We start from the raw sequence: 23,892 nt of genomic DNA, 5'->3' as shown, positions 1-23,892 counted from the left end.
CGGCGAATCCGATCAATCCTTCCCGCGCGCCATCGCCTGGAACACCCCATCGCGCCGCACCCACAGGTGGAACAGCGCCGCGCCCACATGCATCAGCACCGTGGCGAACAACACATACGCCAGCAGGCTGTGCGCATTACGCAGCGCGGCATACAACGCCGGTGTATGTGGCACGATCGGTGGCAGGTGCAGGCCGCCCCACAGCACGATCGGGTAACCACCGGCCGACAGCATCGCCCAGCCGATCAGCGGCATCGCCAGCATCAGCGCGTACAACATCCAGTGCGAGGCCTTCGCAGCCAGCACCTGCCAGGCGGGCAGGTCGGAAGGCAGCGGCGGCGGGCGATGGCGCAGCCGGTTGTACAGACGCAGCAGCACCAGTACGCCGATGGCGATGCCCAAGGGGCGGTGCAGATCGATCAGCATCGGCCGCAGGTGCAGCGAGGCGACCATGGTCACGCCGACGAACAGCATGGCGATGATCATCAGTGCCATGGACCAGTGCAGTACCCGCGCCAGCAGGTTGAAGTGGCCGTTGCCGTTGCTCATCGTGCGGCCTCCTTCGGTTGCTCGACGTTGCCGGTGGCGCGCTCGCGTTCGCGGCGGTTGAAGGACTGCGAATACACCGCCGAGCGGGCGGCCAGGATCGGATCGTCACTGCCGCGCACGCCGCTGGGCAGGATCAGCGGATCGAAGTTGATCTGGCCGCACGCGCCTTGTTCCTGCGACTGCATGCGGTCCAGGCTGAGCACGCCGGCCACTACCTGATCACGCGACTCGGGCCACGGTACCGACGGATCATCGATGGCATCGCCGGGCTCGGCGGTGGTAACCACCAGGTTCCAGCGCACCGGGCCGCTGGCCAGGCGCTGCTGCAGTTCCTGGCTGAGGAAGTCGACGCTGGCCTGCTTGCGCGTTTCCGCATCCATTTCCACCACCGGCGCCTGCGGCTGCCAATGCCAGCGCACCGCGCGCTTCTGGCCCTGCGCATTGGTGAACCAGAAACTGTTGACGCTGTTGAAGGTGGTGTCGGCCCAACTGCTGGTCCACGGTGCCGTCTTGGCCCACTGCTGGAACGCTTGTGCACTGGGGTATTTCGCCAGCACTGCAGCCATTTTCTGCGGGTCGGGCTTGCCGGTGGCCGGGTCCTGAATGGAGGCGCGCGTCTGCTCGTAGAAGGCCTCGGCATCGGGCACGGCGAAGAACGGGAAGCTGTTCATCGCCATCCGCCATTCCTGGCCGTCATCGCTGACCATCTGCACAGCGAGGCTGCGTACGCGTGCGGTGTTGTCGGCACCGTAAGGGTCGCCGCCACCGATCGACAGGCGGCCCATCACGGGTACTTTCTGCTGCGAAAACACGCGCGCACTGGATAGCGTCGGGGCCTGTGCGCTGGGTTCGAACCAGCCGCTCACGCAGATGCCCTTGCTGTGCGCGCGGCGGAAGCCGGGATGGGCCGGGCCGGTGGCCTCGATGGTGTCGGTGAAGCGCTGCGCGGTCAGGCGGTTGCCGATCCAGCCGGCCAACCAGGCGAAGGCCAGCGCGACCGCACCCAGAATGAGAGCGATCAATGCGATCCAGAGCAGCGGTGAATGCTTGCGCGGTGCGCCCGGTGTCTGGCCGGCGCGGGTGTAGCGGAAGAGCGACATGGTCGGAGTCCTGCCTTCACGGAGCGTGTGGGTGGTCGACCCACACATCCTCGCAGAACCCGGCCGGGGCCGAAATTCAATTTTTCGTCAGATTTGCCGGCGATGCAGCGCCGACCAAGGCCGGCACCCATCGGGAGTGCGGATCGGTACCCGCACCGGCATCGGTAGCGCCGGGCGATGCCCGGCGCCTCCCTCAGGCGTAACGCGCCTTCAGCATTGCCCACGCCGAACGCAGCGCCAGCGCTTCGCCGCCGGCCGGACGGCCCGGGCGTTCGCCGTCGTTCCAGGCGTAGACGTCCAGATGGGCCCAGCGCTGGCCATCTTCCAGGAAACGTTCCAGGTACAGCGCGGCGGTGACCGAGCCGGCCATGCGCGAACCGGCGTTGGCCAGGTCGGCGATGCCGCTGCTCAGGTAACGCAGGTACGGGCGCCACAGCGGCATGCGCCAGACCGGGTCGCGGGTTGCGTCGCCGGCCTGCAGCCACTGCTGGGCCACGCTGTCGTCATTGCTGAAGAGCGCCGGCAGATCCGGGCCCAGCGCGATGCGCGCAGCGCCGGTGAGGGTGGCGAAGTCCAGCACCAGGTCCGGTTTCTGTTCGCTGGCGAAGGTCAACGCGTCGCACAGGATCACGCGGCCTTCGGCGTCGGTGTTGTCGATCTCCACGCTCAGGCCCTTGCGGGTGGCGATCACTTCGCCCGGGCGGAAGGCATCCGGACCGATCGCGTTTTCCACTGCTGGCACCAGCAGGGTCAGGCGCACCGGCAGACCACGTGCCATCACCAGGCCGGCCAGGGCCAGCGCGTGGGCAGCACCGCCCATATCCTTCTTCATGTTGCGCATGCCGTCGGCCGGCTTGATGTCCAGGCCGCCGGTATCGAAGCACACGCCCTTGCCGACCAGCACCAGTGCAGGGTCGGTTTCCTTGCCCCAGCGCAGTACCACCAGGCGCGGCGCACGGTGCGAGGCGCGGCCCACGGCGTGGATGGCCGGGAAGTTCTGCTTCAGCAGTTCATCGCCGGTGATCGCCTCGACCTGCGCGCCATGCGCCTCGGCCAGGGCACGCGCGGCGTCTTCCAGCTGCTGCGGACCCATGTCTTCGGTCGGCGTGTTGACCCAGTCGCGCACGCGCAGGCTGGCGGCGATCAGATCGGCCACTTCGCCGGACGGCGCCGCCACCAGCTGTGCCGGGGCGCGATTGCGCTTGCGGTAACGGTCGAAGCGGTAGCTGCCCAGGCCCCAGCCCAGCTGCAGCAGTGCCTGTTCGTCGGCCGGAAGTTCGCTGGCCAGCTGCCACACGCTGCCTTCCGGCAGGGCATGCGGCGCATGCGCATAGCTGTAGGCATCAGCGCGGTCACCGACACCGATCACCGCACCGGCCAGGCCATCGGTGCCCGGCAGCAGAGCCACGCTGTGCGCGCCGGCGGTGAAGCCCTGCGATGCCAGCCAGGCCTGGGTAGCGGCCGGCTGGCCATCCTTCCAGGCTGCGAACTGCTCGCGGCCCAGCACATGCAGCGGCAGGGCTGCGGCGGTTTCGGCGGTGAAACCAGTGATCTCGCTCATGCGTCAGATACTCCGGGGTGCGGCGGCATCGAGGTTGTCGTCCAACCAGTCGGCCAGGCCGGTGAGGGTGTCGAACTGCAGGTCCGGCTGCAGGTTCGGATGGGTCCAGGTGGCGGCTTCGCGGTTGATCCAACAGCCGCGCAGGCCAGCGGCGATCGCCCCGGCCACGTCCATCTCGGCGTGGTCGCCCACGTGCAGTACCTGTGCCGGCGCCACACCCAGTCGGGTGCAGGCGGCGTGGAAGATGCTCGCGTCCGGCTTGGCCGCGCCGTGTTCGCGCGCGCCCAGCTGGAAGGCGAAATGATGGGCCAGGCCGATCCGCTCCAGATCGGCATTGCCGTTGCTCAGCGCTGCGACCGGTACCCGCGCGGCAATCCGCGCCAGTGCATCGATCGCATCGGGATAGCACTCGACCTGGTTGCGTGCGGCGTAGAACGCTTCGTAGGCCGGCTCCAGCAACGCCAGGCTGGCACCACTGTTCTGCAGCGCCTCCTGCAGCGTCAACCGACGCAGCGCGCTGAGGTCATGGTGAAGGTGTGGATTGTCTCGGAACGAGCGCTCGCGCAGTTCGCGCATCGCCGCCAGCGGATACATCGCAGCGGTGGCAGGGCTGTGTTCACGCATCCACTCGTGCAGGACCAGGTCGATGCGGGCGCCGATCGGAGCGAACGGCCAGAGCGTGTCGTCGAGGTCGAGGGTGATGGCAAGGACAGGGAATTTCACCCCGCCATTCTACCCCGCCCGCGCGGGCTTTCATTCCAGCAGGCGCGCCCAGCCCTGCATGCCGTCCAGCCGTGCCAGCACCAGCTTGATGCACACCAGCAACGGCACCGCCAGCAGCAGCCCGATCATGCCCCAGGCCCAGCCGAATACCATCAGTGCCAGGATCAGCACCAGCGGTGACAGCTTCATGCGCCGGCCCAGCACGACCGGGGTCACCATCTGCCCTTCCAGGGTATGCAGGCCCAGGTAGGCGGCGGCCGGCAACAGCGCCTGCAGTGGGTCGCGGAACTCGACAAAGCCCATCAGCAGCATCAGCGCCACGCCGATCAGCGGGCCCACATAGGGTGCGAAATTCAGCAGTGCGGCCACCGTGCCCCACAACAGCGCTTCCTGCAGGCTGATGCCCAGCAGCATCAGCACGCCGGCGAACACGAGGCCGACCAGCGTATTGATCACGCTGATGGTCAGCACGTAGCGCGAGACCTCGCGTTCGATCGAGCGCAGGATGTCACTGGTGAAGCGTTGCTGCTGTCGGTTCGGAAACAGGGCGATGGCCGCGCGCTGCAGGCTCTGCCCGTAGATCATGAAGAACAGGGTCAGCAGCACCACGGCCAGCACCGAGGCGGCCAGCCGCGGCGCGCGGGTCAGCATGCGGTACGGGTCGTCCAGCTGGGTGCGGATCACCTGCACCTTGCGGTTGCTGTCGCCGCCGGCAACGCGGGCGAAGTTTTCCGCGGCCTGGTTGGCCTGCTGCACCGGCTTGGTCAGGTCCTGCACCTGGCGGGCCACTTTGCGCAGCTGTTGCGGGGCTTCCTGCGCCCATTCCATTGCGGGTCCGATCAGCTGCACCGCCAGCGACCCGGTCACGCCGAGGCCGGCACCGAGAATCAGCAGCGCGCCCAGCGCACGGGGGATCCACAGCTTCTGCAGCAGGCGCAGGATCGGGTTGCCGACCAGCGCGAAGAACATCGCCAGCAGCACCGGCAGGATGATGTCCTGGGCCGCCCACAAGGTGTAGCCCACCGCCAGCGCGGCCAGCACCACCAGCGACATCGGCCCACGCGGGCGCGAGGTGGGCGGCAGTGGCGCCTCGGGCAGTTCCGGGCCGGCTGGTGACGGGGACAGAGGGAACTCGCTCATCGACGCACCAACCGGGAAGGGATACGCATTATCCGCCGGCCGCGATCGGCGCGGCGGATCCCGTGAATCAACGTTCGGACAGCTCAGTGGCTGCTTCGGCCGGTCGCGGTTCGCGCACTTCCGGTTCCGGTGCTGCCTGCGGTTGTGGTGCTGGGGCCGGTCGAGCGCCAGCCGCTGATGCTGCCGCCTGTGCCTGTTCGCTGGCATCGTCGGCTTCTTCGGCTGCATCGTCGGCGGTGGCCGCGGCCTGTGCTGCCATCGCCGTGGCGAACGCTGCCTGTGCACTGGCGAACAGGTTCGAGACCGAACCCACCATCTGCAGCCAGCGCGCACCGTTCACCCGGCCCGGCACTTCCAACTTGCCGGCGATGAAGCCACCGGCCAGGCCGACCACGATGATGCGCATCGGCGACCACCCCTGGCGCCAGACCTGGCTGAGCGTGCCCCAGTGGTCCTGGGTTTCGCCCAGGCGGACGGTCACCACCTGTTCGCAGCGCTTTACCCGCCGCTGCAGCGCGCCGAACTTCATGGCTTGCCCTCCGGCAGCTGTACCCCGGCATCAGGGTCGTCCTCGCTGGGCTCGTCGAACAGGCCCAGGCGCGACAGCTGGCGCCGGGTGGCGTGCATGCCGGTGTGGTGGAAGAAGTAGGACACCCGCCAGATCGCGTAGCCGGTCACGGCCAGGCTCAGCAGCGAGGTGATCAGCAGGGCCTGCAGCCAGCTCAGGCCCCAGCTCTGCAGCAGGGCGATGAGGGTGGCGGCCATCAGCAGCCAGGCCGAGGCGCCGAACACGATCGCCACGCCGGCCCAGGCCAGCGCGCGACCGAATGCGCTGCGCGCCAGCGCGAAGTCGGCCGAGGCCAACCGGCGCAGGGAACGTACCGTGTGCTTGGCAGAATCGGCGGCGGCACGACCGGCCGCGCCGACCTGGCGGATGCTCTCATCCAGCGGCGGTGTGGCCGCTGGATCAGGCGCTTGCGCGTTGTCTTCGCTCACGCTGCGGCTTACTTGTCGCTGCTGCCGCGGGCCAGCTTGGCGATGATCCAGCCGGCAGCGAAGGCGACGCCGAACGAGGCCAGCGGACGTTCGCGGATCAGTTCAGCGGCGCTGTCGATGAGGTCCTTGCCCTTGTCCATCAGTGCATCGACCTGTTCCTTGGCGGCGGCTCCGCCGAATTCGGCGGCGGCCAGGCCGGACAGCGCGCTGTCGGACAGCTCAGCCTTGACGTTGGCCTTGCCGATGCGAAGTTCGTCGGTTGCTGCACCGGTTGCGCCCTTGATCGCACCGCCGGCAGCGCTGGCGGCCTGCTTCAGGTGGGAACCGGCTTCACCCAGGTGGTCCTTCAGGTTCTCGGTATTGGTGGGGCTCATCGAATCACTCCTGTTGCGATGGGGGAACGGGGGGCGGCGGTGCCGACCTGGACTGACAGCAATAGCATTGCCGGGGTATAGGGGGTGTTACGGCTGGGCGATCAGCGCATCACGAGCTGGCCCTGCTGCTGGCCATTGTTGCGCAGCACGCGCAGCACCAGCGTCGGTGGGCGCTGCTGGAAATTGGCGCGCCAGCTGGCCAGGTCGGCGAATTCACCTACCGTTGCATCGGTGATGATGTCGCCCTGCTGCAGCCCGTTGGTGGCCGCGCGGCTGCCGCGCTTGACCTCGCTGACCAGCACACCGCCAACGCCGGACTGGCGCAGCGACTCGGGCAGATCGACGAAGGTGGCACCGCCCAGGCGGGGGTCAAGGCTCTCACCGGTGACCGCGCGTGCCTGTTCCTTCAATATCGCTTTGATCTGCAGCGACTTGCCCTCGCGGCGCACGTCCAGGGCCAGTGGGCTGCCCACTGCGGCCAGGCCTTCCACGTTGTGCAGCGCCTCGGCGCTGTCCACGCGCTGGCCGTTGGCCGACACCACCACGTCGCCCGGCTTCAGGCCTGCAGCGGCCGCGGCCGAACCGGCCAGCACGCGGGTGACCAGCGCGCCGCGGGTTTCGCCCAGGCCCAGGCCCTGCGCGATCTGTGCGGTCAGGTTCTGGCTCTCCACGCCCAGCGTGCCGCGCACCACCACGCCATGCTTGACCAGCTGGTCGACCACGCTGCGCGCCAGATTGGAGGGAATCGCCAGGCCCAGGCCGATGTTGCCGGCCATGCTGCCCTGCGGGTTGAAACTGGCGGTGTTGATGCCGACCAGCTGGCCCTGCAGATCGACCAGTGCGCCACCCGAGTTGCCGGGGTTGATCGACGCATCGGTCTGGATGAAGTTCTGGTAGCCCAGGCCGCGGATGCCGCTGCGGCCCACCGCCGAAACGATGCCCGAGGTGACCGTCTGGCTGAAGCCGAACGGGTTGCCGATGGCCACCACGAAGTCGCCCACGCGCAGCTGGTCGCTGTTGCCGAGCTTGATGTCGGTCAGGTTCTGCGCCGGAATGCGGATCAGCGCGATGTCGGTATCGCGATCCGAACCGAGGAACTCGGCCTTGACCGTGCGGCCATCGGCCAGCGTCACCTGCACGTCATCGGCGTTGTCGATGACATGGTGGTTGGTCAGCACCAGGCCCTCCTTGGCGTCGATGATCACGCCCGAGCCCAGCGATTCGTTGATGCGTTCCTGCGGAATGTCCGGGAACAGGCGGCGGAAGAACGGATCGTTGAAGAAGGGGTTGCGCACGCGCACCACCTGCTTGGTGTTGACGCTGACCACCGCCGGCATCGCCTTCTCCAGCATCGGCGCCAGCGACGGCACCGCCTGCCCGGCGACCGAGGCTGGCAATGCGGCGGCGGTGGGCAGTACTGCCGGCAGCGGCGCAGCGTCGGCACGGTTGTCCAGGTGCGCATTGAGGCCGGTGGCAACGAAGCCACCGAAGGCGGCGGCGATTGCGAGCGTAAGCAGGGTGGGAAGCGGTCGCATGGGAGTCGGTTCGCTGGCGTGGGTGGGGGCCGTTCGGCTCTACGGTAAAACAAGCTGAATGAGTGTGTCGCGATCTGGATAAATGCGCCATGAAAACCGAATGCCGGGAAGCGGGTTGGCCGGCGTCATCTTCGGGTCGGGCATGGCATCAGCAGAGGGACTGCGTACGCGTTCTTCCTCCATCGGATGCGCTGCGGATACAGGCCGGGACTTGCGCAGTTCCGCGCAACCTGGTGCCGCGATGCGCCATTGCGCACACCTTCGCCTGCATTCGAGCAGGCGCGTGCAGTGATCGCCTGCGGCAGCTGGGTCAGGGCGGCGCAGTACTGAAAAGAAGGGGTTTCCTGCACACATGCATCGCCTGCAAGGGTGGCGTGCTACACCATTGGCGTCGCAACAGATGCGATAGTTGGCGCATGCCCCGTTCCACGATCGTCAATGTCGGTATAGCATCGCCCCGTTTTGATACTTAAGGCCCCCAGGAGGGCAACATGAGCAACGGTAATGGTGTGTCGGTCGTGACCGACGCCGTCGAGAACGTGAAAGAAGCCGCCACCAATGTCGGCGAGACCATCGCCCACGCCGCCGAAGACGCCGTGAAGTCGGTCAAGAAGACCGTCAAGCGCGCCACCAAGGCTGCCGGTACCCGCGTTGCCAAGGCCAAGAAGGCTGTGGCCAAGGTCGAGAAGACCGTTGCCAAGAAGGCCGAGAAGGCTGCCAAGTCGGTCGGCAAGACTGTTGCCAACGCCAAGAAGAAGCTGGAAGCCGCCAAGAAGAACGCCAAGGCTGAAGCCGCTGCCCTGAAGAAGGAAGTGGCCAAGAAGAAGGCGGCTGCAGGCAAGGCTGTGACCAAGAAGGCCGCTGCTGCCAAGAAGACCACCAAGGCCGCCACCAAGGCTGCCGGCAAGAAGGTTGCCACCGTGAAGAAGGCTGCCACCAAGAAGGCTGCCGTCGCGAAGAAGACCGTTGCCAAGAAGGCCGCGGCCGCCAAGAAGGTTGTCGGCAAGAAGGTCGCCACCGCCAAGAAGGCTGTGGCCAAGAAGACCGTCGCCGCCAAGAAGGTCGCTGGCAAGAAGGCCGTGGCTGCGAAGAAGGTTGTCGGCAAGAAGGTTGCCGCCACCAAGAAGGTCGCCACCAAGAAGACCGCGGCCGCCAAGAAGGTTGTCGGCAAGAAGGCTGCCGTCGCCAAGAAGGCCGTCGGCAAGAAGACCGCCGCTGCCAAGAAGGTTGTCGGCAAGAAGACCGCCGTTGCCAAGAAGGCAGTTGGCAAGAAGGTTGCCGCCACCCGCAAGACGGTCGCCAAGAAGGCTGCGCCGCTGAAGAAGGTCGCCGCCAAGAAGGCTCCGGCCAAGAAGGTTGTTGCCAAGAAGGCACCGGCCAAGGCCGTGCGCAAGGTCGCCAAGCGCAAGTAATCGCGCCGTGACCGAAGGCCCTGCCACCCACCGGGTGGTGGGGCCTTTCGCGTATCTGGGGCACGGTCTGGGGCAAGATGCAGGTTCTTCCTGCCGGAGCTCCGACGATGCGCGGTATCGACTTCAGTTCCTGGCAGGGCGTGCTGTCCACCCTGGCCGGCCTGGTCCTGATCACCCTGCTGGGCGTGGGCATCCGCCTGCTGGTGATGCAGACCCTGCAGCAGCGCCGCGAGCGCGAGAACCGGCAGATCAACGAGCGCCTGCGCACGTTGATGGCGGCCTACAAGACGCTGGGCGGTTCGTTTACCGGCGAGTTGGGCGTGGATCCCAGCCACCGCCGTGACCTGCGCCAGCGCGAAGATGCCGAAGGTATCGCCGAACCGCGCTCGGACCGTGCGCGCCGCATCCGCGATGCCGTCGAGGCGGCATTGTCGGACATCCTGCTGCTGGGCACCGACGAACAGGTGCGGCTGGCCGCGCGCGCTGCGAACGAACTGGCGCAGGGGCGGCCGGTACACACCCACGAACTGGTGGTTTCGCTGCGCGACTTCGTGCGTGAAGCACTGGACCTGGCGCCGATCCCCGCCGACCTGCAGATTCCACCGCAAGGCCCGACCCGGCCGGGCGGTGCCAGTGGCGGTGGCAAGGGCCGCGCCGACGGTGATGCGAAGGGCGGCCGCACGGGAGGCGGCGGTGGTGGAGGCGGCGGTGGCGGAATGGGGGGCCTGGGTCTCGGCGCCGGCGCCGCACTGGGCGCCGGCCACGCCTCTGCCAGCGATGAAACGGACGCGCGCTGAGCGCGCGCGCCGCGCTCAGCGCGTGAGTTCGTAGATCGGTACGAAGCCGCCGTAAATCATCCGCGCGCCGTCGAACGGCATCGGATTCGTCGCCGGATCAAACCTTGGGTCTTCCATCATCTTCTTCATGCCGGCGTCGCGGGTCGCTTTGTCCGGCCACTCGATCCAGGAAAACACCACCGTTTCGTCCGGCGTGGCTTTCACCGCGCCGAAGAAGTCGGTGGTCTTGCCGTGCGGTACGTCGTCACCCCAGCACTCGACCACGCGCAGCGCGCCGTACTCGATGAAAACGGGATCCCCTGTGCGTGCATGGGCGAGGAACTTCTCTTTGTTGGCGGTCGGCACCGCCAGGACGAAACCATCGATGTAGCTCATTGCCTGCCTCCGGATGGACCGTGCTGCATGCACGGCCTTCAAGTACCCGACGAACCAGGGCGTCGTGGATCGACATCCTGTGTGCGCCTGTTCAGCCCGGGCCACCGGGCAGCGGCGCGAGCACCACGTCCGGCGGCTGCTGGCCGGCCAGGTGGCGCACGAAGTAGTCCCACATGCGGTGCGTGTAGGTGGCGTCATTGCGGAACAGCTCATGGTCCTGCCGGGCCAGGTACAGCAGGTCGTACTCACGCTGGGCCTTGTTCAAGGCGGCGGCCAGCTGCAGGGTCAATGCCGGCGGCGCGTTCTCGTCCAGTTCGCCATAGACCAGCATCAGGTGTCCGCGCAGGTTGCCGGCCAGCGCCGCATTGTCGAGTCCGGCAAAGGGTGGGGGCACACCATCGGCGATGGCCGGGGCTGGCAGCACGCCGCCGAACAGCCGGTCCATGCCATGGATGGCACCGCCATACATGCCCTGGAAGTTGTGGCTGCCGGCCGAGGCCACGCCCACCTTGTAGAACGCCGGGTAGCGCAGCAGGGCGCGCGCGGCGCTGTAGCCACCGAACGAGTGCCCGTAGATGCCGACCCGTTGCAGATCGATGCCGCGGTAGCGCTCGCCCAGCTGGCGCAGTGCCGCCACGTGGTCATCCAGCTGTACATCGGCGCCGTGCAGGAAGCTGCTGTCATGGAACGCCTTGTCACGGCCACCGGTGCCACGCGCGTCGATGCTGACCACCACGAAGCCGAGTTCGGCCAGGCTGGCGCGTGACACCGGATTCAAGGCCGACACGGCCTCGGCATAGGTGACCGGTGCATTGCTGATGAAGGAGCCGCCGTACATCGCATCGATCACCGGGAAGCGCCCGTCATCGCGATAGTCGCGTGGCAGGTAGACCGTGGCGAAGATCGGCGTATGCCCATCGGCGGCCAGCAGCCGCTCGCGCCGTGGTGGCCGCCAGCCTGCAGCAACGATCGCACTGTCATCCGCTGTTTCCAGCACCATCACTTCGCGGCCGTCATCGCTGGCACGCAGTACCGTGCGCGGGGGCTGCGCTAGGCTGGAGACGGTATCGACCAGATAGTCGCCCCGTGGTGACACGGCCTGTGGCGAGCGCCCTCCGAACAGCGCGCCGCTGCCGGCATCGGCCAGATGGTCGTTGTCATCGGCGGCCAGGCGCTGGATCGGACCGCCCCGCAGCGATACCCGGTACAGGCCGCGCACGTAGGGGTCGCCACCGTCGACGCCTCCGGCGCTGAAGTACGCCCAGCCACCCGCAGCGTCCACACCCAGCAGGTCGCGCACCGCCCATTGGCCGCGGGTGAGCTGGCGCAGCACCTTGCCATCGGACAGACGCACCCGGTACAGATGGCCCCAGCCATCGCGCTGCGAGAACCATACGGCCGTGTCCTGGCCGGGCAGGATGGCCACCGCTGGCCGGCTGTACGAATACACGTTGAGCTGCAGGCGGGTGTCGCTGGCTTCTTCCAGCACAGTGCGCAATGCACCGCTGCTTGCATCGATCTCCACCAGGCGCAGCCTGCGCGGTGTGCCGAAGTGCGCAATCGCGGCATACAACCGGCCGCCGTCCCAGCCGAGTACGCCGCCTTCGCTGAGGGTGTTCCAGCCTTCCGGCAGGGCGATGTCACGCTGCTGGCCGTTGCGGCTGTCGATCACGTACAGGCTGTCGCGCACCTGCCGGGTGTCACCCAGCAACCCCAGCTTCACCGCATGCACGCGCGGCCGCGCGCTGTCGGTCGGGCTGCTTTCCAGATAGGGATAGTCCTGCAGCGCACGTTCGTCGTAGCGGATGCCGGCGACAAAGTGGCCCTCCGGCGACCAGCTGACCGCGAACGGCCGCGTCGGCATCCTGCCCTGGCGGCGTGGGATACCGCGCAGGCTGAAGTCGGGCAACACACCATAGCCATGCCCGGCTTCACCGCCGGTGGTCAGTGCCTGCGGCGCCGTTCCAGCGCGTTGCAGCCACAGGTTGTGGTCGCGCACCTGCAGCCAGGCCTCGCCATCGGGTGAGGGCAGTGCATCAGCTGGAGGAGTTGCATGCTGCGATCGTGCGCAATGCCAGCGTGGCCATTGGCAGTCGATGGCTGCCTCACCACTGAACCGCAGGCGCAGGCCTTCGTCCAGCACCTGTACGCTGGCCAGCCGCAGGCGCGGCCCGCTGGTACCGAGAGATGCAACCGCCGCGTCCAGCGCAGTGGATTCGAACAGGATCTGGCGCGTAGCGTGGGCTGGATCCACCAGTACTGCCTGGCGTCGGCCCTGCGCGTCTTCGCGTTCGTACCAGAAGCGGCCATCGGCCAGCCAGTTCGGCAGCACCGAGGCATTGCGCAGCGCGCCACGTAGATGACTGTCGTGCACGCGTTCGGCGCGCTGGTAGTCGGCGGCCTGCAGCGCGTGGGCAGGCGAGGATGAAAACAGGGCAGTGCAGATCATGGCTGCAGCGCAGACAGCGCGCCGCAGCGGTTCGGGCAGGTGCAAGGCAACCTCCTGTTGCAATCGTCGATGGATGACAAATGCACGCGCGCGGCGCGCGTATGCCAGACGCAGCCTGAATCAAGCCAAAAAATTCAGCAATGCGAAGACCGCTGTTTTCAGGGAGCGTTGTGGCGAATAACGGAGAATTTACATTCCCGATGCGATGGCGCCCTGGCGCTGCTGCACACCATAAGAAAGTAAAGGTGTACCCCCATGAAGAATTCGCTGATTGCTCTGGCCCTGGCCGCTGCCCTGCCGTTCACCGCCTCGGCTGCTGAGAACCTGTCCTACAACTACGCCGAAGCGGACTACGCCAAGACCGACATCGATGCGTTCAAGGCCGACGGCTGGGGCGTGAAGGGTTCGTACGGCTTCCTGCCGAACTTCCACGCCTTCGGTGACTACAGCCGCCAGGAAATCGACAACACCAACATCAAGCTGGACCAGTGGAAGATCGGTGCCGGCTACAACGTTGAAATCGCGCCGACCACCGACTTCGTTGCCCGCGTTGCTTACCAGAAGCGCGACCAGAAGCACGGCCTGGACTTCAACGGTTACAGCGCTGAAGCCGGCATCCGCACCGCCTTCGGTGCCCACGCCGAGGTCTACGGCATGGTCGGCTACGAAGACTTCTCCAAGAAGCACGGCATCAATCCGGAAGGCCAGTGGTACGGCCGCCTGGGTGGTCAGGTCAAGCTGAACCAGAACTGGGGCCTGAACGGCGAGCTGAAGATGAACCGCGACGGCGACAAGGAATACACCGTCGGCCCGCGCTTCAGCTGGTAATTGCTTCCTCGGCGCGCATGCGCGCTTGAAGATGCCTCGACAGGCCCGGCTCATGCCGGGCCTGTTGCGTTGTGGGCATCCGGAACCGCGGCTGAGCGCGAATGTGGGGTTTTGCTGCGTTGCAATAAATTGGATTCCGCTGCCTGTGGCGCCGGCCTACGGTGGACGCTTCGTACTGCTGGATCCGCCCTGATGTCGCCTGCCGTTCTCGCGCTGCCTCTCGATCGGCCCCGCCGCCTGGCAATGCTGGCCCCGCATCCCGTACTGCGACTGGGGGTGGAGGTGGTGCTGGCCCAGCATGGGGCCGTGCAGGTCTGCGGCAGCTTCGCCAACGAAGGTGATCTGCTGGATCTGCTGCACCTCCAACCCGGCAGCATCGATCTGTTGCTGATTGACGTGCTGGCGCCGTGCGGACCCGAGGGAGGATTGTCGCTGCTGCGTCTGCTGTCGCATCGCTGGCCACGCCTGCCGGTGCTGGTGCTGTCCGCCCACTGCAATGCCAGCACGGTAACTGCAGCGATGCAGGCCGGCGCGCGGGGATTCCTGCCCAAGGGCACTTCGCCAGCGATGCTGATGCGGGCGATCGACGTGCTGGCCCGTGGTGGGCGCTTTGTTCCCCCGGAGCTGCGCACGCAGTTGAACCGGTCTCGGATGCGGCGTACGCCGGCGCCGATGCTCGCCCCCTTGAGCCGGCGCGAGCGCGAGGTGCTCCGGCTGGTCCTGCAAGGCTGCACTACCGGCGAGGTCGCGCGGCGTTCCGGGCGCACGGCCAGCACCGTCAGCACGCAGAAGCGTACCGCCTACCAGAAGCTCGGGATCCAAAGCGACGGCGAACTGTTCCGCATCCGGCATCTGCTCGAATGCGGATAAACGGGCTTATTCGCCCTGGTACTGCTTCTCTTCCACCAGCGCTGAACCGGCCACGCGGTTGATCTCGTTCTTCACCTGCACGCGCTCGCCATTGGTGCCGTACACGCCACGCGCGAGCTGGATGAACGCATCGTCGAACACCTGCGCCGCTTCCTTGTCGCGCAGCTGGTCCTGGATGTCCCACATGCGTTCGTTGATCGCCTTCAGCTGCTGCTTCAGCACGGCCAGCACCGGTTGTGCCTGCAACTGCTGCTGCAACAGCGGCAGCAGTCCGTCCAGCTCGGTGCGCACGTTGGCCAGCTTGGCGGCATCGTCGATGCGCTCGGCCTTGATCTCGAGAATGGTGATCTTGTCGATCAGCTCGCCGATCGATACCGGGGTCAGGATGGCGTCCACGCGATTGGTTCCTGGAAACAGGTGGGCATGATACCGCGCCGGCACCCGTGGACCCTGATCCGCGGTGTTTACGCCGAATTTGCGCTGCGGACCCGGCATCGCCCTCGATCCGTTACGGCCACGCCCTCGACACTGCCGTCCCGGCGGCGCGACCGCCTTCGACGAGGAAAACAGTGCAGTGAACAGCAAGGGGATGATGGCGGCGATGGTGGCCGCGCTGGCAGCGGTACTGGGCATCGGCAGCGCGCAGGCGCAGACGCAGGTGAGTGGCAGTGCGGCATTGACCAGCGATTACGTGTGGCGCGGCAGCTCGCAGAGCGATGGCGATCCGGCGGTGCAGGCGGGCGCGAAAGTGGCAGTCGCATCCGGTTGGTACGCCAGCGTGTGGGGCTCCAACGTAGCGTTCAAGCCGGACAACGGTGCGCGCAGCGAGTTCGACCTGGTCGCCGGTTGGTCCGGCGCACTTGCACCGGACTGGACGCTGGATGCCAACCTGACCCGCTACATGTACCCGGGCACCGGCCGCGCGCTGGACTGGACCGAGCTCAACACCACGTTGACGTGGAAGCAGCGCGCCTGGCTGCAGGTCGCACATTCCAACGACGCGCTGGCGGGCGGCCATCGCGGCACCTATGCCCAGTTGGGCGTGCGTGTGCCGCTGCACGAGCGGTTCCGCCTGGAAGCGGCGGTGGGCCAATACTGGCTGGCCACCGCACAGGGCCCGGACTACCTGCACGGCCAGATCAGTGCCATTGCCACGCTGACCCCGGCGTGGGAGCTGCGGGCCACCGTGCATGACACCGACAACGCGGCCAAGCGCTTGTTCCCGGGCAACGCCGGGGGGCGTTGGGAGCTGGCACTGCAGGGCAGCTTCTAGTTGGCCGCCGAGGCCTGGCGCGCACGCAGCGCGCCGAGCAACCACAGCAGCAGGGCCAACACGGCCACCGCAGCACCGGCCACGCAGACGCCGGTCCAGCCGAAGCGCTGGTAGACCTGGGCCGACAGCAGCGAACCCAGCGAACCGCCGATGAAGTAACCAGTCATGTAGCCGGCATTGAGGCGGTTGCGTGCCGCCGGCTGCAGCGCATAGATCAGGTTCTGGTTGCTCACGTGCAGCAGCTGCGCGGCCAGATCCAGCACCACCACGCCGACCAGCAGCGCCAGCAGCGAGTGCGCCGACAGCCCCAGCGGCAACCACGACAGCAGCAACAGCGCCAGCGCGATGGCAGTGGCGCGGCCCGTCTGGCCACGGTCGGACATGCGGCCGGCAAGGCCTGCAGCCAGCGTGCCGGCGGCACCGACCAGTCCGAACAGGCCGATGGTGGCGTCGCTGTAGGCGTAGGGCGGCTGTGCCAGCAGGAACGCCAACGGCGTCCAGAAGATCGCGAACATGGCGAAGCTGCACGCACCCAGCAGCGTGCGGAGGCGCAACACCGGCTCCTGCACGAACAGGGAACCGATCGAGCGCAGCAGGGCGAAATAGCCGAGGCCGGCGCTGTGGTGGAAGCGCGGCAGGCCACGTTGCAGCGCCAGCGCCGTCAGTACCAGAGTACCGGCGGCGATGGCGTAGACCAGACGCCAGTCGCCGAGGCTCGACAGCAGTCCGGCCACGGTGCGTGCCAGCAGGATGCCCAGCAGCAGCCCGCTCATCAGCGTGCCAACCACGCGGCCACGATGCTCTGGAGCGGCCAACGTTGCCGCGAACGGCACCAGCACCTGCGCCACCACCGAGAACAGGCCGGTGATCGCGGTGCCCACCAGCAGCCAGGCCAGCGACGGTGCACAGGCACTGATCACCAGGCCGCTGGCCGACAGCAGGCTCATTACCACGATCAGCCGGCGGCGCTCGAACAGGTCACCCAACGGCACCAGCAGGATCAGCCCGGCGGCATAGCTCAGCTGTGCCACGGTGACCACCATGCCGACCTGGCCGAACGGCACACCGAAGGCATCGGCAATGGTGTGCAGCAGCGGCTGCGCATAGTAGTTGCTGGCCACGGCCACGCCGGTGGCGACCGACATCAGCAGCACCTGCCAGCGGTGCAGAGGGGGGAGGGACGGGCTCACGCGATGTACCAGGATGCGGGGTGCACAGTGTCCGCCCGCTGCAGTCATGATGGAAATGAATCATCATCATTCCTGTCATCTGAAAATGAGATGGATGCGTGAATCTCAAGCAGCTTGAATTCGCCGTGGCGCTGGCCGAGGAGGGCAACTTCACCCGTGCCGCCGAGCGCTGCCATGTGGTGCAGTCGGCGCTCAGCCATCAGATTGCCAATCTGGAACAGGAGCTGGGCACGCCGTTGTTCGAGCGTCTGCCACGCCAGGTACGCGCCACCGCCGCAGGCGAGGCGCTGCTGGTGCACGCGCGGCAGGTGCTGGCCAGCCTGCGCCACCTGCGTGCCGACGTCGCTGCAGTCAGTGGCGACGTGCGCGGCCTGTTGGCGATCGGACAGATTTCCTCGCTCACCGACATCGACGTGGTGGCGATACTGGCGGCCTTCCAGCAGGCACACCCAGAGGTGGAATTCCAGCTGCGGGTGGACAAGAGTGAGGACCTGATCGCGCAGGTGCAGTCGCGTGAACTGGATGCCGCACTGGTCGGCTTGGCGCCCTCGGCGGGCCTGGATGGCGTCTGCCACCAGATGCTGCAGGAGGAAGACCTGGTGGCGGTGCTGGCACCATCGCACCGGTTGGCCAGGCATACGCAGCTGCCATTGACCGCGTTGCAGGATGAAGCGCTGGTCGACTTCCCACGTGGCACCGGCGCGCGCCGCCAGACCGATGATGCGTTCGCTGCCGCAGGCCTGCCGCACACGGTGCGCTTCGAGGTCAACCTGATGGAGCTCGTCGAGCGTTTCGTCCGCCATGGGCTGGCGGTCGGGATCGTGCCGGCATTGATCGCCGAAGGTTTCGAGGGCGTGGTACAGATACCGCTGCAGCCGACCCCGACCCGCCGCGTGCACCTGGTCTGGCAGCGGCTGCCGACGCCGGCAGCGCGTGCCTTTGTCGAGGCCGTACTCAGCCGCGCAGGCGCAGGCTCAGCCCTTTGAGGAAGTTGCGCAGCATCTGGTCCAGGCAGCGGCGGTAGTTGGTGTGGCCGGGCTGGCGGAACAACGCACCGATTTCCGACTTGGAGACGTTGAAACCCGCATTGGCGAAGATCTGCATCAGGTCCACGTCACGTAGCTGGAAGGCCACGCGCAGCTTCTTCAGCACCAGGTTGTTGTCGATGCGGGTTTCCACTGCACGCTGCGGCTGGCTCTCGTCGCGACCGCGAAGGTGCACGATCAGGCCATCGAGAAAGTGCGCCAGCGCGCTGTCGTTCATCGCCTCGAAGCCGGCTTCGTCATCGCGCCGCAGCCAGGCCTTCACCTGTTCGGTATCCACCGCGAAGGCCGGATCGGCCATCTGGCACAGGGTCACCACGTGGTGGTCGCCCAGGTCCAGGGAGTAGCGCATGCTGCGCAGGACATCGTTGTTGATCATGGCCCAATTGTACCGGTCGCCCGGCAGGTGGGGCCGGATCTGGCCGATCAGGCAAGGCAACCCCCGGCCGACGGTGCCAGAATGGGGGTCTGGTTTTCCCCCTGGAGTTGCCTGATGACCCGCACTGTCCTGATTACCGGCGCCACCTCCGGCTTCGGCGCCGCTGCCGTCCACCGCTTCGCCCAGGCGGGTTGGAAGGTGATCGCCACCGGCCGACGCGGCGAACGCCTGCAGCCGCTGGTCGACCGCTACGGCAAGGACGTGGTGCATGCCGCTGTCTTCGACATCCGCGATCCTGTGGCGATGGAAGCGGCGTTGCTGGCGCTGCCACCGGCCTTTGGTGAGATCGATCTGCTGGTCAACAACGCTGGCCTGGCGCAGGGCACCGCGCCGGCACAGAGCGCAAAGCTCTCCGACTGGACCACGATGATCGACACCAACATCACCGCGCTGGTGACCCTGACCCATCGCCTGCTGCCGCAGCTGGTCGAGCGCAAGGGCGCGATCATCAACATTTCCTCGGTGGCCGGTGTCTACCCGTACCCGGGTGGCAATGCCTACGGAGGCACCAAGGCCTTCGTCAGCCAGTTCTCGCTGGGCCTGCGTTCGGACCTGCACGGCACCGGCGTGCGCGTGACCACGATCGAGCCGGGCATGGCCGAGACCGAGTTCACCGTGGTGCGTACCCACGGCGACCAGGCTGCGTCGGACAAGCTCTATACCGGTGCCAACCCGATGACCGCTGAAGACATCGCCGAACAGATCTTCTGGGTGGCCAGCCTGCCGCCGCACCTGAACATCAATCGCTTGGAGCTGATGCCGGTCAGCCAGTCCTTTGCTGGTTTCCAGGTGGCACGCGAAGGCTGACGGTCGTTTGTAGAGTCGAGCTTGCTCGACTGTTGTTCTACCCCCAGTCGAGCATGGCTCGACTCTACAAAAAACCAGTCGAGCCAAGCTCGACTCTACGGAAACAAAAAAAGCCGGGCAATGCCCGGCTTTTTCATTCACAACGGCAGATTTACTGCGCCTTGATCGCCATCGCCTGCAGGCCGGTACCGTCCAGCTTCTGCTTGGCTTCGGACAGCTCGCCGGCACTGCCATACGGTCCCATGCGAACGCGGTACACGGTCTTGCCGTTGATCTGCGCCGACTCCACGCGTGCCGCCAGGCCCATCATCGCCAGCTTGGCCTTGGTCGCCTCGGCATCGCCGGAGGCACCGAACGCGCCGGCCTGCAGGATGTAGCGGGCATTGTCGGCGGCAGCCGGTGCAGCAGCAGCCGGAGTGCTGGCAGCGGCCGGCGCGGTTTCCGCGCGCGATGCTGCGGTAGCGGCAGCCGTATTGGTCGACGCCGTCGAAGCGCTGGCCGGCGGCGTTGCCGCAGCCGGACGCTCGCTCAGCGGCGCCGGCAGCGGACGGCTGGTGGCGGTTACCGGTGCGGTGCTGGCCACGCTGGCGGTTGCCGTTGGTGCCGGCGCAGCGGCTGCGGCCGGAACCGGCTTGCCTTCCAAAGCGGCCTGCGCGCGCTGCGCTTCTGCCTTGGCCCGGCGCTGGTCTTCAGCACGCGCGCTGGCAGCCAGCTCGGCGTCGGACATCTCGACTTCCTTGCCCGGCAGCAGGGTGTAGAAGTCGTACTGGGTGGCGGCCGGCTTTTCCGGTTCGGCCGGCTTCGGCGTGGCTGGCTGCGCGGCCGGCTGGGTGCCGACATCGCTGTCGGCATCAGCGACCGGGGCCGGTTGCGCGTTCGGGTTCGGCTGCGGACCGGCGCGAAGGAAGCCATCGCCCTCGCCCTTGAACAGGTTCGGCGCCGCCAGGAACACCACGGCAGCAATCGCCACGCCAGCTACCAGCCACACCCATCCGGGTGTGCCCTGGCTGCTGCTGTTGCGTCGTGCCTGGTTTTTGCCGCGTCGTGCTGCCATGTGTACTGCGTCTCCTGATGCTTACATTTTTTCCGGGGCGCTGACGCCCAGGAGTTCGAGGCCGTTGGCCAGCACCTGGCGCGCGGCGCAGGCCAGGGTCAGCTTGGCGTTGCGGTCCGCAGCGTCTTCCACCAGCACCGGCGTCCCGTGATACCACGTGTGGAACGCGTGCGCCAATTCACGCAGGTACTGCGCCACCAGATGCGGTTCCAGCGCCACGCCGGCCGCTTCCACCACTTCCGGATACCGCGAGATTTCGTTCATCAGCAGCAGCGAGGCGTCGTCGGACAAGCGGCTGAAGTTGGCCAGGCCACTGCCCTGTTCGTACACCAGGCCTTTTTCCTGCGCCTGGCGCAGCAGACTGCAGACGCGGGCATGCGCGTACTGCACGTAGAACACCGGGTTGTCGTTGCTCTGCTGGCGGGCCAGGTCGATGTCGAAGGTCAGCTGCGAATCGGGCTTGCGCGCGATCAGGAACCAGCGGGTGGCATCGCGGCCGGCTTCCTCGATCAGGTCGCGCAGGGTGAAATAACTGCCGGCACGCTTGGACAGCTTCACTTCCTCACCGCCGCGCATGACGGTGACCATCTGGTGCAGCACGTACTCCGGCCAGCCCTGCGGGATGCCCACTTCCATCGCCTGCAGGCCGGCGCGCACGCGCGCCAGCGAGCCGTGGTGGTCGGCGCCCAGTTCGGTGATCGCGCGCTCGTAGCCGCGCTGCCACTTGGACAGGTGGTAGGCCACGTCCGGCACGAAGTAGGTGAAGGTGCCGTCGGACTTGCGCATCACGCGGTCCTTGTCGTCACCGAAGTCGGTGCTGCGCAGCCACAGCGCGCCACCTTCTTCATAGGTATGGCCCGACGCCTGCAGCTTGGCCACCGCTTCGGCCACCTTGCCGTCGGCGTACAGCGAGCTTTCCAGGAAGTAGATGTCGAAGTCGACGCCGAACGCAGCCAGGTCCAGGTTCTGCTCGTTGCGCAGGTAGGCCACGGCAAAGCGACGGATCGCCTGCATGTCCTCCGGGTCCTTGGCACCCACCACGAGGGTACCTTCCAGGTCGACGCTGGCACCGGTCATGTAGGCGCGTGCGACGTCGGCGATGTACTCACCACGGTAGCCGCCTTCCGGCCAGCCTTCCTGGTCCGGGGCAATGCCCTTCACGCGTGCCTGGGTCGACAGCGCCAGGTTCTCGATCTGCACGCCGGCGTCGTTGTAGTAGAACTCGCGCTTGGCGTTCCAGCCATTGGCGTCGAGCACACGGGCCACGCAGTCACCGATCGCCGCCGCGCGGCCATGGCCGACATGCAGCGGGCCGGTCGGGTTGGCCGACACGTACTCCACGCCCACCGTGCGGCCATTGCCGGACAGGTTGCGGCCGTAGTCGTGGGCTTCCTTGATGACCGACGCGGCTTCGCGCTGGTACGCGGCCGGGGCCAGGTAGAAGTTGATGAAGCCGGGACCGGCGATCTCGACCTTGCTGACGTCCTCGCTGCGTGGCAGCGCCTCGACCAGCGCCTGTGCCAGTGCGCGCGGATTGCTGCGCGCAGCCTTGGCCAGCAGCATCGCGGCGTTGGTGGCGAAGTCGCCGTGGTCGCGGGTCTTCGGGCGCTCGACCACGAAGTCCGGCGGCAGGGAGTCGGCGGGCAGGGTGCCATTGGCGCGCAAGGCTTCGATGCCTTGGCTGATCAGGGCGCGGAGGAGATTTTTCACGAGGCCTGCTGTGAGAATGAGCGGCGGAATCGCCCATTTTAGCGCAGATGCCAGCAGCCACGCTGACCGGAACCTGCCTGTGGGGCACCCCGCCAACTGCGGCCGGGCGGTAGTCAGCCGAACAAACGAGGCTGCGGCGCTGACAGCAGGCCTCGTTCAGCAAACGAAACGGGGCGCCCCTCGCCCACCACGAAGTGGTCCAGCAGGCGCACGTCCACCAGCGCCAGCGCCTGCTGCAGTTCGTCGGTGATGCGGGTATCGGCGCCAGAGGGTTCAGGGTCGCCGGAAGGGTGATTGTGGCTGAGGATCACTGCCGCCGCGTTGTGCAGCAGGGCGCGCCGCACCACTTCGCGGGGGTAGACCGGGGCGGCGTTGATGGTGCCGTGGAACAGCTCCTCGCAGGCGATCAGGCGGTGGCGGTTGTCCAGGAACAGGGCCATGAAGATCTCGCGGGCCTGCCCGCGCAGGCGGTGCTGCAGGTAGCGGCCGACCGCGGCCGGGTTGTTGCCGACCGCCTCGCCGTGCTCCAGCTCGGCGGTGAGGTAACGGTGCGCCAGTTCCAGCCCGGCGGCCAGCGTGCAGCTGCGGGCCGGGCCGAGCCCGGGCAAGCGGGCCAGTTCGCCTGCGGGACGGTCGAGCAGCACCCGCAAGGGGCCATGTGCCTGCAGCAGGTCGCGCGCGGTCTGCACGGCATCGCGGCCACCGAAGCCGGAGCCGAGGAACAGGGCCAGCAGTTCGGCGTCGGAAAGTGCGGTGGGCCCGCGGGCGATCAGCTTCTCGCGGGGGCGTTCCTGTTCGGGCCAGTCATGGATGGGCATGCCTGCATCATCGCCAGCCCCGGCGGCCTCTCCCATCGGGGCTTGCCGCGGGTGCGGGTCGGTTGATGCCTCAGTCGCGCCGGGTCTGCAGGTAGTCGAACAGCTCCTGGTTGTTCTGCAGGCCCAGCTTGCGCTTGGCCTCGGCCTTCTGCCGGCTGATGGTCTTCGGGCTGCGCCCACAGCGCTCGGCGACTTCGTTCACGTTGAGGCCGGCCGCCAGCAGCTCCAGCACTTCCTGCTCGCGCGCCGACAGCGGCGCCGGTTCGCGTGGGAACAGCAGGTCGCGGGCCTGCAGGTGGTGGCGTAGCTGCTGGGAGACGAACACCTGGCCGGCCAGCGCGGACTTCAGTGCCTGCGGCAGTTCGGTGAAATCGGCGCATTTGTCGACCAGGCCGCTGATGCCCTCGCGCAGCAGGCCATCAAGCAGGCCCGGATGGCGCGCGCCGGTCAGCACCACCACCGGCAGGCCGGGGTGGCGCTGCCGCAATGCGTCGATCAGTTCCGGGCCGTCGGGGCCGGAACCCGGCATCGACAGATCGGTCAGCACCGCATCGCAGTCGTGGTGGTCCACCAGCTGCAGCAGCCCGGCGCCGTCACTGGCGCTGCCGACGATCTCCATCAGGTGCGTCTGCAGCACGATGCGGATGCCGTGCAGGACCACGGGATGGTCGTCGGCGATGATGATGCGTGGGTGCACGCGGCTCCTTGCAGATCGAACGGACCGCTGCATGCAGCGGCCAACGCCTGATTCTGCAAAATGCCGGGGCCGCAGAGGTATAGGAAAGGTCCGAAACCGCTACCGGATGAGTCCCAGGTCAACGTAGGCGGACTCCATCTGCTGATAGCCGC

25 protein-coding genes are annotated in these 23,892 nt (G+C 67.2%); 7 read left to right on the top strand and 18 right to left on the bottom strand.

The features are described 5' to 3' along the window. Positions 1-12: 12 nt before the first annotated feature. The 9 genes from ABR323_RS08320 to ABR323_RS08280 form a co-directional block, all read right to left on the bottom strand. Entirely contained in the window at positions 13-549 is a 537-nt protein-coding gene (locus ABR323_RS08320; protein ID WP_439448944.1) for a cytochrome b, read from the bottom strand. Further along, on the bottom strand, positions 546-1,649 hold the full coding sequence (locus tag ABR323_RS08315) for a catalase family peroxidase (RefSeq protein ID WP_439448943.1): 1,104 nt from the start codon (positions 1,647-1,649) through the stop codon (positions 546-548). The genes ABR323_RS08320 and ABR323_RS08315 overlap by 4 nt, the downstream gene beginning before the upstream one ends. A gap of 193 nt (positions 1,650-1,842) precedes the next feature. After that, positions 1,843-3,210: a leucyl aminopeptidase family protein gene (locus tag ABR323_RS08310; RefSeq protein ID WP_135272015.1), complete on the bottom strand. Its 1,368-nt coding sequence runs from the start codon at positions 3,208-3,210 to the stop codon at positions 1,843-1,845. A gap of 3 nt (positions 3,211-3,213) precedes the next feature. Then, positions 3,214-3,933 (bottom strand): HAD family hydrolase, encoded by a 720-nt coding sequence (locus tag ABR323_RS08305; protein WP_439448942.1) that lies wholly within the window; start codon positions 3,931-3,933, stop codon positions 3,214-3,216. 30 nt (positions 3,934-3,963) lie between these two features. Further along, complete coding sequence (locus ABR323_RS08300) at positions 3,964-5,073, bottom strand: AI-2E family transporter (RefSeq protein WP_135272017.1); 1,110 nt, start codon at positions 5,071-5,073, stop codon at positions 3,964-3,966. A gap of 67 nt (positions 5,074-5,140) precedes the next feature. Beyond that, on the bottom strand, positions 5,141-5,602 hold the full coding sequence (locus tag ABR323_RS08295; RefSeq protein WP_439448941.1) for a protein sip-5: 462 nt from the start codon (positions 5,600-5,602) through the stop codon (positions 5,141-5,143). Next, complete coding sequence (locus tag ABR323_RS08290; protein WP_014645651.1) at positions 5,599-6,069, bottom strand: phage holin family protein; 471 nt, start codon at positions 6,067-6,069, stop codon at positions 5,599-5,601. Before ABR323_RS08290 ends, ABR323_RS08295 begins: the two co-directional genes overlap by 4 nt. A gap of 8 nt (positions 6,070-6,077) precedes the next feature. Then, positions 6,078-6,443: a hypothetical protein gene (locus tag ABR323_RS08285; protein ID WP_004137828.1), complete on the bottom strand. Its 366-nt coding sequence runs from the start codon at positions 6,441-6,443 to the stop codon at positions 6,078-6,080. A gap of 101 nt (positions 6,444-6,544) precedes the next feature. Further along, the gene (locus ABR323_RS08280; RefSeq protein WP_439448940.1) at positions 6,545-7,978 is read right to left on the bottom strand and encodes a Do family serine endopeptidase; all 1,434 of its coding nucleotides are present in this window, start codon (positions 7,976-7,978) and stop codon (positions 6,545-6,547) included. A gap of 491 nt (positions 7,979-8,469) precedes the next feature. On the opposite strand from ABR323_RS08280, the gene ABR323_RS08275 reads away from it, so the two are divergent. Beyond that, positions 8,470-9,390, top strand: coding sequence for a histone (locus ABR323_RS08275; RefSeq protein ID WP_439448939.1), 921 nt, complete (start codon positions 8,470-8,472; stop codon positions 9,388-9,390). A 107-nt stretch (positions 9,391-9,497) separates the two neighbouring features. Next, a complete protein-coding gene (locus ABR323_RS08270) occupies positions 9,498-10,187 on the top strand; it encodes a hypothetical protein (RefSeq protein WP_439448938.1) in 690 nt (229 codons plus the stop codon). A gap of 15 nt (positions 10,188-10,202) precedes the next feature. Here ABR323_RS08270 and ABR323_RS08265 read toward each other — a convergent pair whose 3' ends face one another. Both ABR323_RS08265 and ABR323_RS08260 read right to left on the bottom strand, forming a co-directional pair. Further along, a complete protein-coding gene (locus ABR323_RS08265) occupies positions 10,203-10,562 on the bottom strand; it encodes a DUF1428 domain-containing protein (protein ID WP_135272022.1) in 360 nt (119 codons plus the stop codon). A 91-nt stretch (positions 10,563-10,653) separates the two neighbouring features. Then, the gene (locus tag ABR323_RS08260; protein WP_439449170.1) at positions 10,654-13,011 is read right to left on the bottom strand and encodes a prolyl oligopeptidase family serine peptidase; all 2,358 of its coding nucleotides are present in this window, start codon (positions 13,009-13,011) and stop codon (positions 10,654-10,656) included. Between the two features lie 255 nt (positions 13,012-13,266). On the opposite strand from ABR323_RS08260, the gene ABR323_RS08255 reads away from it, so the two are divergent. Together ABR323_RS08255 and ABR323_RS08250 are read left to right on the top strand one after the other, a co-directional pair. Beyond that, positions 13,267-13,839 (top strand): OmpO family porin, encoded by a 573-nt coding sequence (locus tag ABR323_RS08255; RefSeq protein WP_012509803.1) that lies wholly within the window; start codon positions 13,267-13,269, stop codon positions 13,837-13,839. Positions 13,840-14,031: 192 nt separating this feature from the next. Continuing rightward, positions 14,032-14,709 (top strand): response regulator transcription factor, encoded by a 678-nt coding sequence (locus ABR323_RS08250; RefSeq protein WP_135272024.1) that lies wholly within the window; start codon positions 14,032-14,034, stop codon positions 14,707-14,709. Between the two features lie 6 nt (positions 14,710-14,715). Here ABR323_RS08250 and ABR323_RS08245 read toward each other — a convergent pair whose 3' ends face one another. Continuing rightward, positions 14,716-15,105 (bottom strand): DUF6165 family protein, encoded by a 390-nt coding sequence (locus ABR323_RS08245; protein ID WP_439448937.1) that lies wholly within the window; start codon positions 15,103-15,105, stop codon positions 14,716-14,718. Between the two features lie 178 nt (positions 15,106-15,283). On the opposite strand from ABR323_RS08245, the gene ABR323_RS08240 reads away from it, so the two are divergent. Further along, positions 15,284-15,982: a TorF family putative porin gene (locus tag ABR323_RS08240; RefSeq protein ID WP_439448936.1), complete on the top strand. Its 699-nt coding sequence runs from the start codon at positions 15,284-15,286 to the stop codon at positions 15,980-15,982. On the opposite strand, the gene ABR323_RS08235 is transcribed toward ABR323_RS08240, so the two are convergent. Further along, positions 15,979-17,127, bottom strand: coding sequence for an MFS transporter (locus ABR323_RS08235; protein WP_439449169.1), 1,149 nt, complete (start codon positions 17,125-17,127; stop codon positions 15,979-15,981). The genes ABR323_RS08240 and ABR323_RS08235 overlap by 4 nt on opposite strands. Before the next feature lie 143 nt (positions 17,128-17,270). Here ABR323_RS08235 and ABR323_RS08230 point away from each other — a divergent pair, with 143 nt between their 5' ends. Next, positions 17,271-18,158 carry a LysR family transcriptional regulator gene (locus tag ABR323_RS08230; RefSeq protein ID WP_439448935.1) on the top strand — a complete coding sequence of 296 codons (888 nt, stop codon included), beginning with the start codon at positions 17,271-17,273 and terminating at the stop codon, positions 18,156-18,158. Here ABR323_RS08230 and ABR323_RS08225 read toward each other — a convergent pair. Next, complete coding sequence (locus ABR323_RS08225) at positions 18,127-18,594, bottom strand: DUF1456 family protein (RefSeq protein ID WP_439448934.1); 468 nt, start codon at positions 18,592-18,594, stop codon at positions 18,127-18,129. The genes ABR323_RS08230 and ABR323_RS08225 overlap by 32 nt on opposite strands. Positions 18,595-18,708: 114 nt before the next feature. Between ABR323_RS08225 and ABR323_RS08220 the strand changes: the two genes are divergently transcribed. Beyond that, on the top strand, positions 18,709-19,461 hold the full coding sequence (locus ABR323_RS08220) for an SDR family NAD(P)-dependent oxidoreductase (RefSeq protein ID WP_135272030.1): 753 nt from the start codon (positions 18,709-18,711) through the stop codon (positions 19,459-19,461). 151 nt (positions 19,462-19,612) lie between these two features. On the opposite strand, the gene ABR323_RS08215 is transcribed toward ABR323_RS08220, so the two are convergent. The 4 genes from ABR323_RS08215 to ABR323_RS08200 form a co-directional block, all read right to left on the bottom strand. Beyond that, on the bottom strand, positions 19,613-20,515 hold the full coding sequence (locus ABR323_RS08215) for an SPOR domain-containing protein (RefSeq protein WP_439448933.1): 903 nt from the start codon (positions 20,513-20,515) through the stop codon (positions 19,613-19,615). Between the two features lie 21 nt (positions 20,516-20,536). Then, positions 20,537-22,225: an arginine--tRNA ligase gene (argS, locus tag ABR323_RS08210; RefSeq protein WP_135272032.1), complete on the bottom strand. Its 1,689-nt coding sequence runs from the start codon at positions 22,223-22,225 to the stop codon at positions 20,537-20,539. Positions 22,226-22,338: 113 nt separating this feature from the next. Next, complete coding sequence (gene radC / locus ABR323_RS08205) at positions 22,339-23,043, bottom strand: RadC family protein (RefSeq protein ID WP_135272033.1); 705 nt, start codon at positions 23,041-23,043, stop codon at positions 22,339-22,341. A 70-nt stretch (positions 23,044-23,113) separates the two neighbouring features. Then, a complete protein-coding gene (locus ABR323_RS08200) occupies positions 23,114-23,740 on the bottom strand; it encodes a response regulator transcription factor (RefSeq protein WP_135272034.1) in 627 nt (208 codons plus the stop codon). Positions 23,741-23,892: the final 152 nt, after the last annotated feature.

Source organism: Stenotrophomonas sp. ATs4 (genome assembly GCF_051861585.1).
Taxonomy (GTDB): Bacteria; Pseudomonadota; Gammaproteobacteria; order Xanthomonadales; family Xanthomonadaceae; genus Stenotrophomonas; species Stenotrophomonas maltophilia_AS.
Note: the sequence above shows the minus strand (reverse complement) of the source record. Positions and strands in the feature narration are given on the sequence as shown.

Excerpts from the sequence above, each read along its gene's own strand:
- ABR323_RS08225 (WP_439448934.1), bottom strand. The coding sequence starts at position 18,594 with ATGATCAACAACGATGTCCTGCGCAGCATGCGCTACTCCCTGGACCTG.
- ABR323_RS08300 (WP_135272017.1), bottom strand. The coding sequence starts at position 5,073 with ATGAGCGAGTTCCCTCTGTCCCCGTCACCAGCCGGCCCGGAACTGCCC.
- ABR323_RS08220 (WP_135272030.1), top strand. The coding sequence starts at position 18,709 with ATGACCCGCACTGTCCTGATTACCGGCGCCACCTCCGGCTTCGGCGCC.
- ABR323_RS08270 (WP_439448938.1), top strand. The coding sequence starts at position 9,498 with ATGCGCGGTATCGACTTCAGTTCCTGGCAGGGCGTGCTGTCCACCCTG.
- ABR323_RS08295 (WP_439448941.1), bottom strand. The coding sequence starts at position 5,602 with ATGAAGTTCGGCGCGCTGCAGCGGCGGGTAAAGCGCTGCGAACAGGTG.
- ABR323_RS08255 (WP_012509803.1), top strand. The coding sequence starts at position 13,267 with ATGAAGAATTCGCTGATTGCTCTGGCCCTGGCCGCTGCCCTGCCGTTC.
- ABR323_RS08310 (WP_135272015.1), bottom strand. The coding sequence starts at position 3,210 with ATGAGCGAGATCACTGGTTTCACCGCCGAAACCGCCGCAGCCCTGCCG.
- radC (WP_135272033.1), bottom strand. The coding sequence starts at position 23,043 with ATGCCCATCCATGACTGGCCCGAACAGGAACGCCCCCGCGAGAAGCTG.
- ABR323_RS08275 (WP_439448939.1), top strand. The coding sequence starts at position 8,470 with ATGAGCAACGGTAATGGTGTGTCGGTCGTGACCGACGCCGTCGAGAAC.
- ABR323_RS08315 (WP_439448943.1), bottom strand. The coding sequence starts at position 1,649 with ATGTCGCTCTTCCGCTACACCCGCGCCGGCCAGACACCGGGCGCACCG.
- ABR323_RS08320 (WP_439448944.1), bottom strand. The coding sequence starts at position 549 with ATGAGCAACGGCAACGGCCACTTCAACCTGCTGGCGCGGGTACTGCAC.
- ABR323_RS08260 (WP_439449170.1), bottom strand. The coding sequence starts at position 13,011 with ATGATCTGCACTGCCCTGTTTTCATCCTCGCCTGCCCACGCGCTGCAG.
- ABR323_RS08280 (WP_439448940.1), bottom strand. The coding sequence starts at position 7,978 with ATGCGACCGCTTCCCACCCTGCTTACGCTCGCAATCGCCGCCGCCTTC.
- ABR323_RS08215 (WP_439448933.1), bottom strand. The coding sequence starts at position 20,515 with ATGGCAGCACGACGCGGCAAAAACCAGGCACGACGCAACAGCAGCAGC.
- ABR323_RS08265 (WP_135272022.1), bottom strand. The coding sequence starts at position 10,562 with ATGAGCTACATCGATGGTTTCGTCCTGGCGGTGCCGACCGCCAACAAA.
- ABR323_RS08285 (WP_004137828.1), bottom strand. The coding sequence starts at position 6,443 with ATGAGCCCCACCAATACCGAGAACCTGAAGGACCACCTGGGTGAAGCC.
- ABR323_RS08235 (WP_439449169.1), bottom strand. The coding sequence starts at position 17,127 with ATGTCGGTCGCCACCGGCGTGGCCGTGGCCAGCAACTACTATGCGCAG.
- ABR323_RS08250 (WP_135272024.1), top strand. The coding sequence starts at position 14,032 with ATGTCGCCTGCCGTTCTCGCGCTGCCTCTCGATCGGCCCCGCCGCCTG.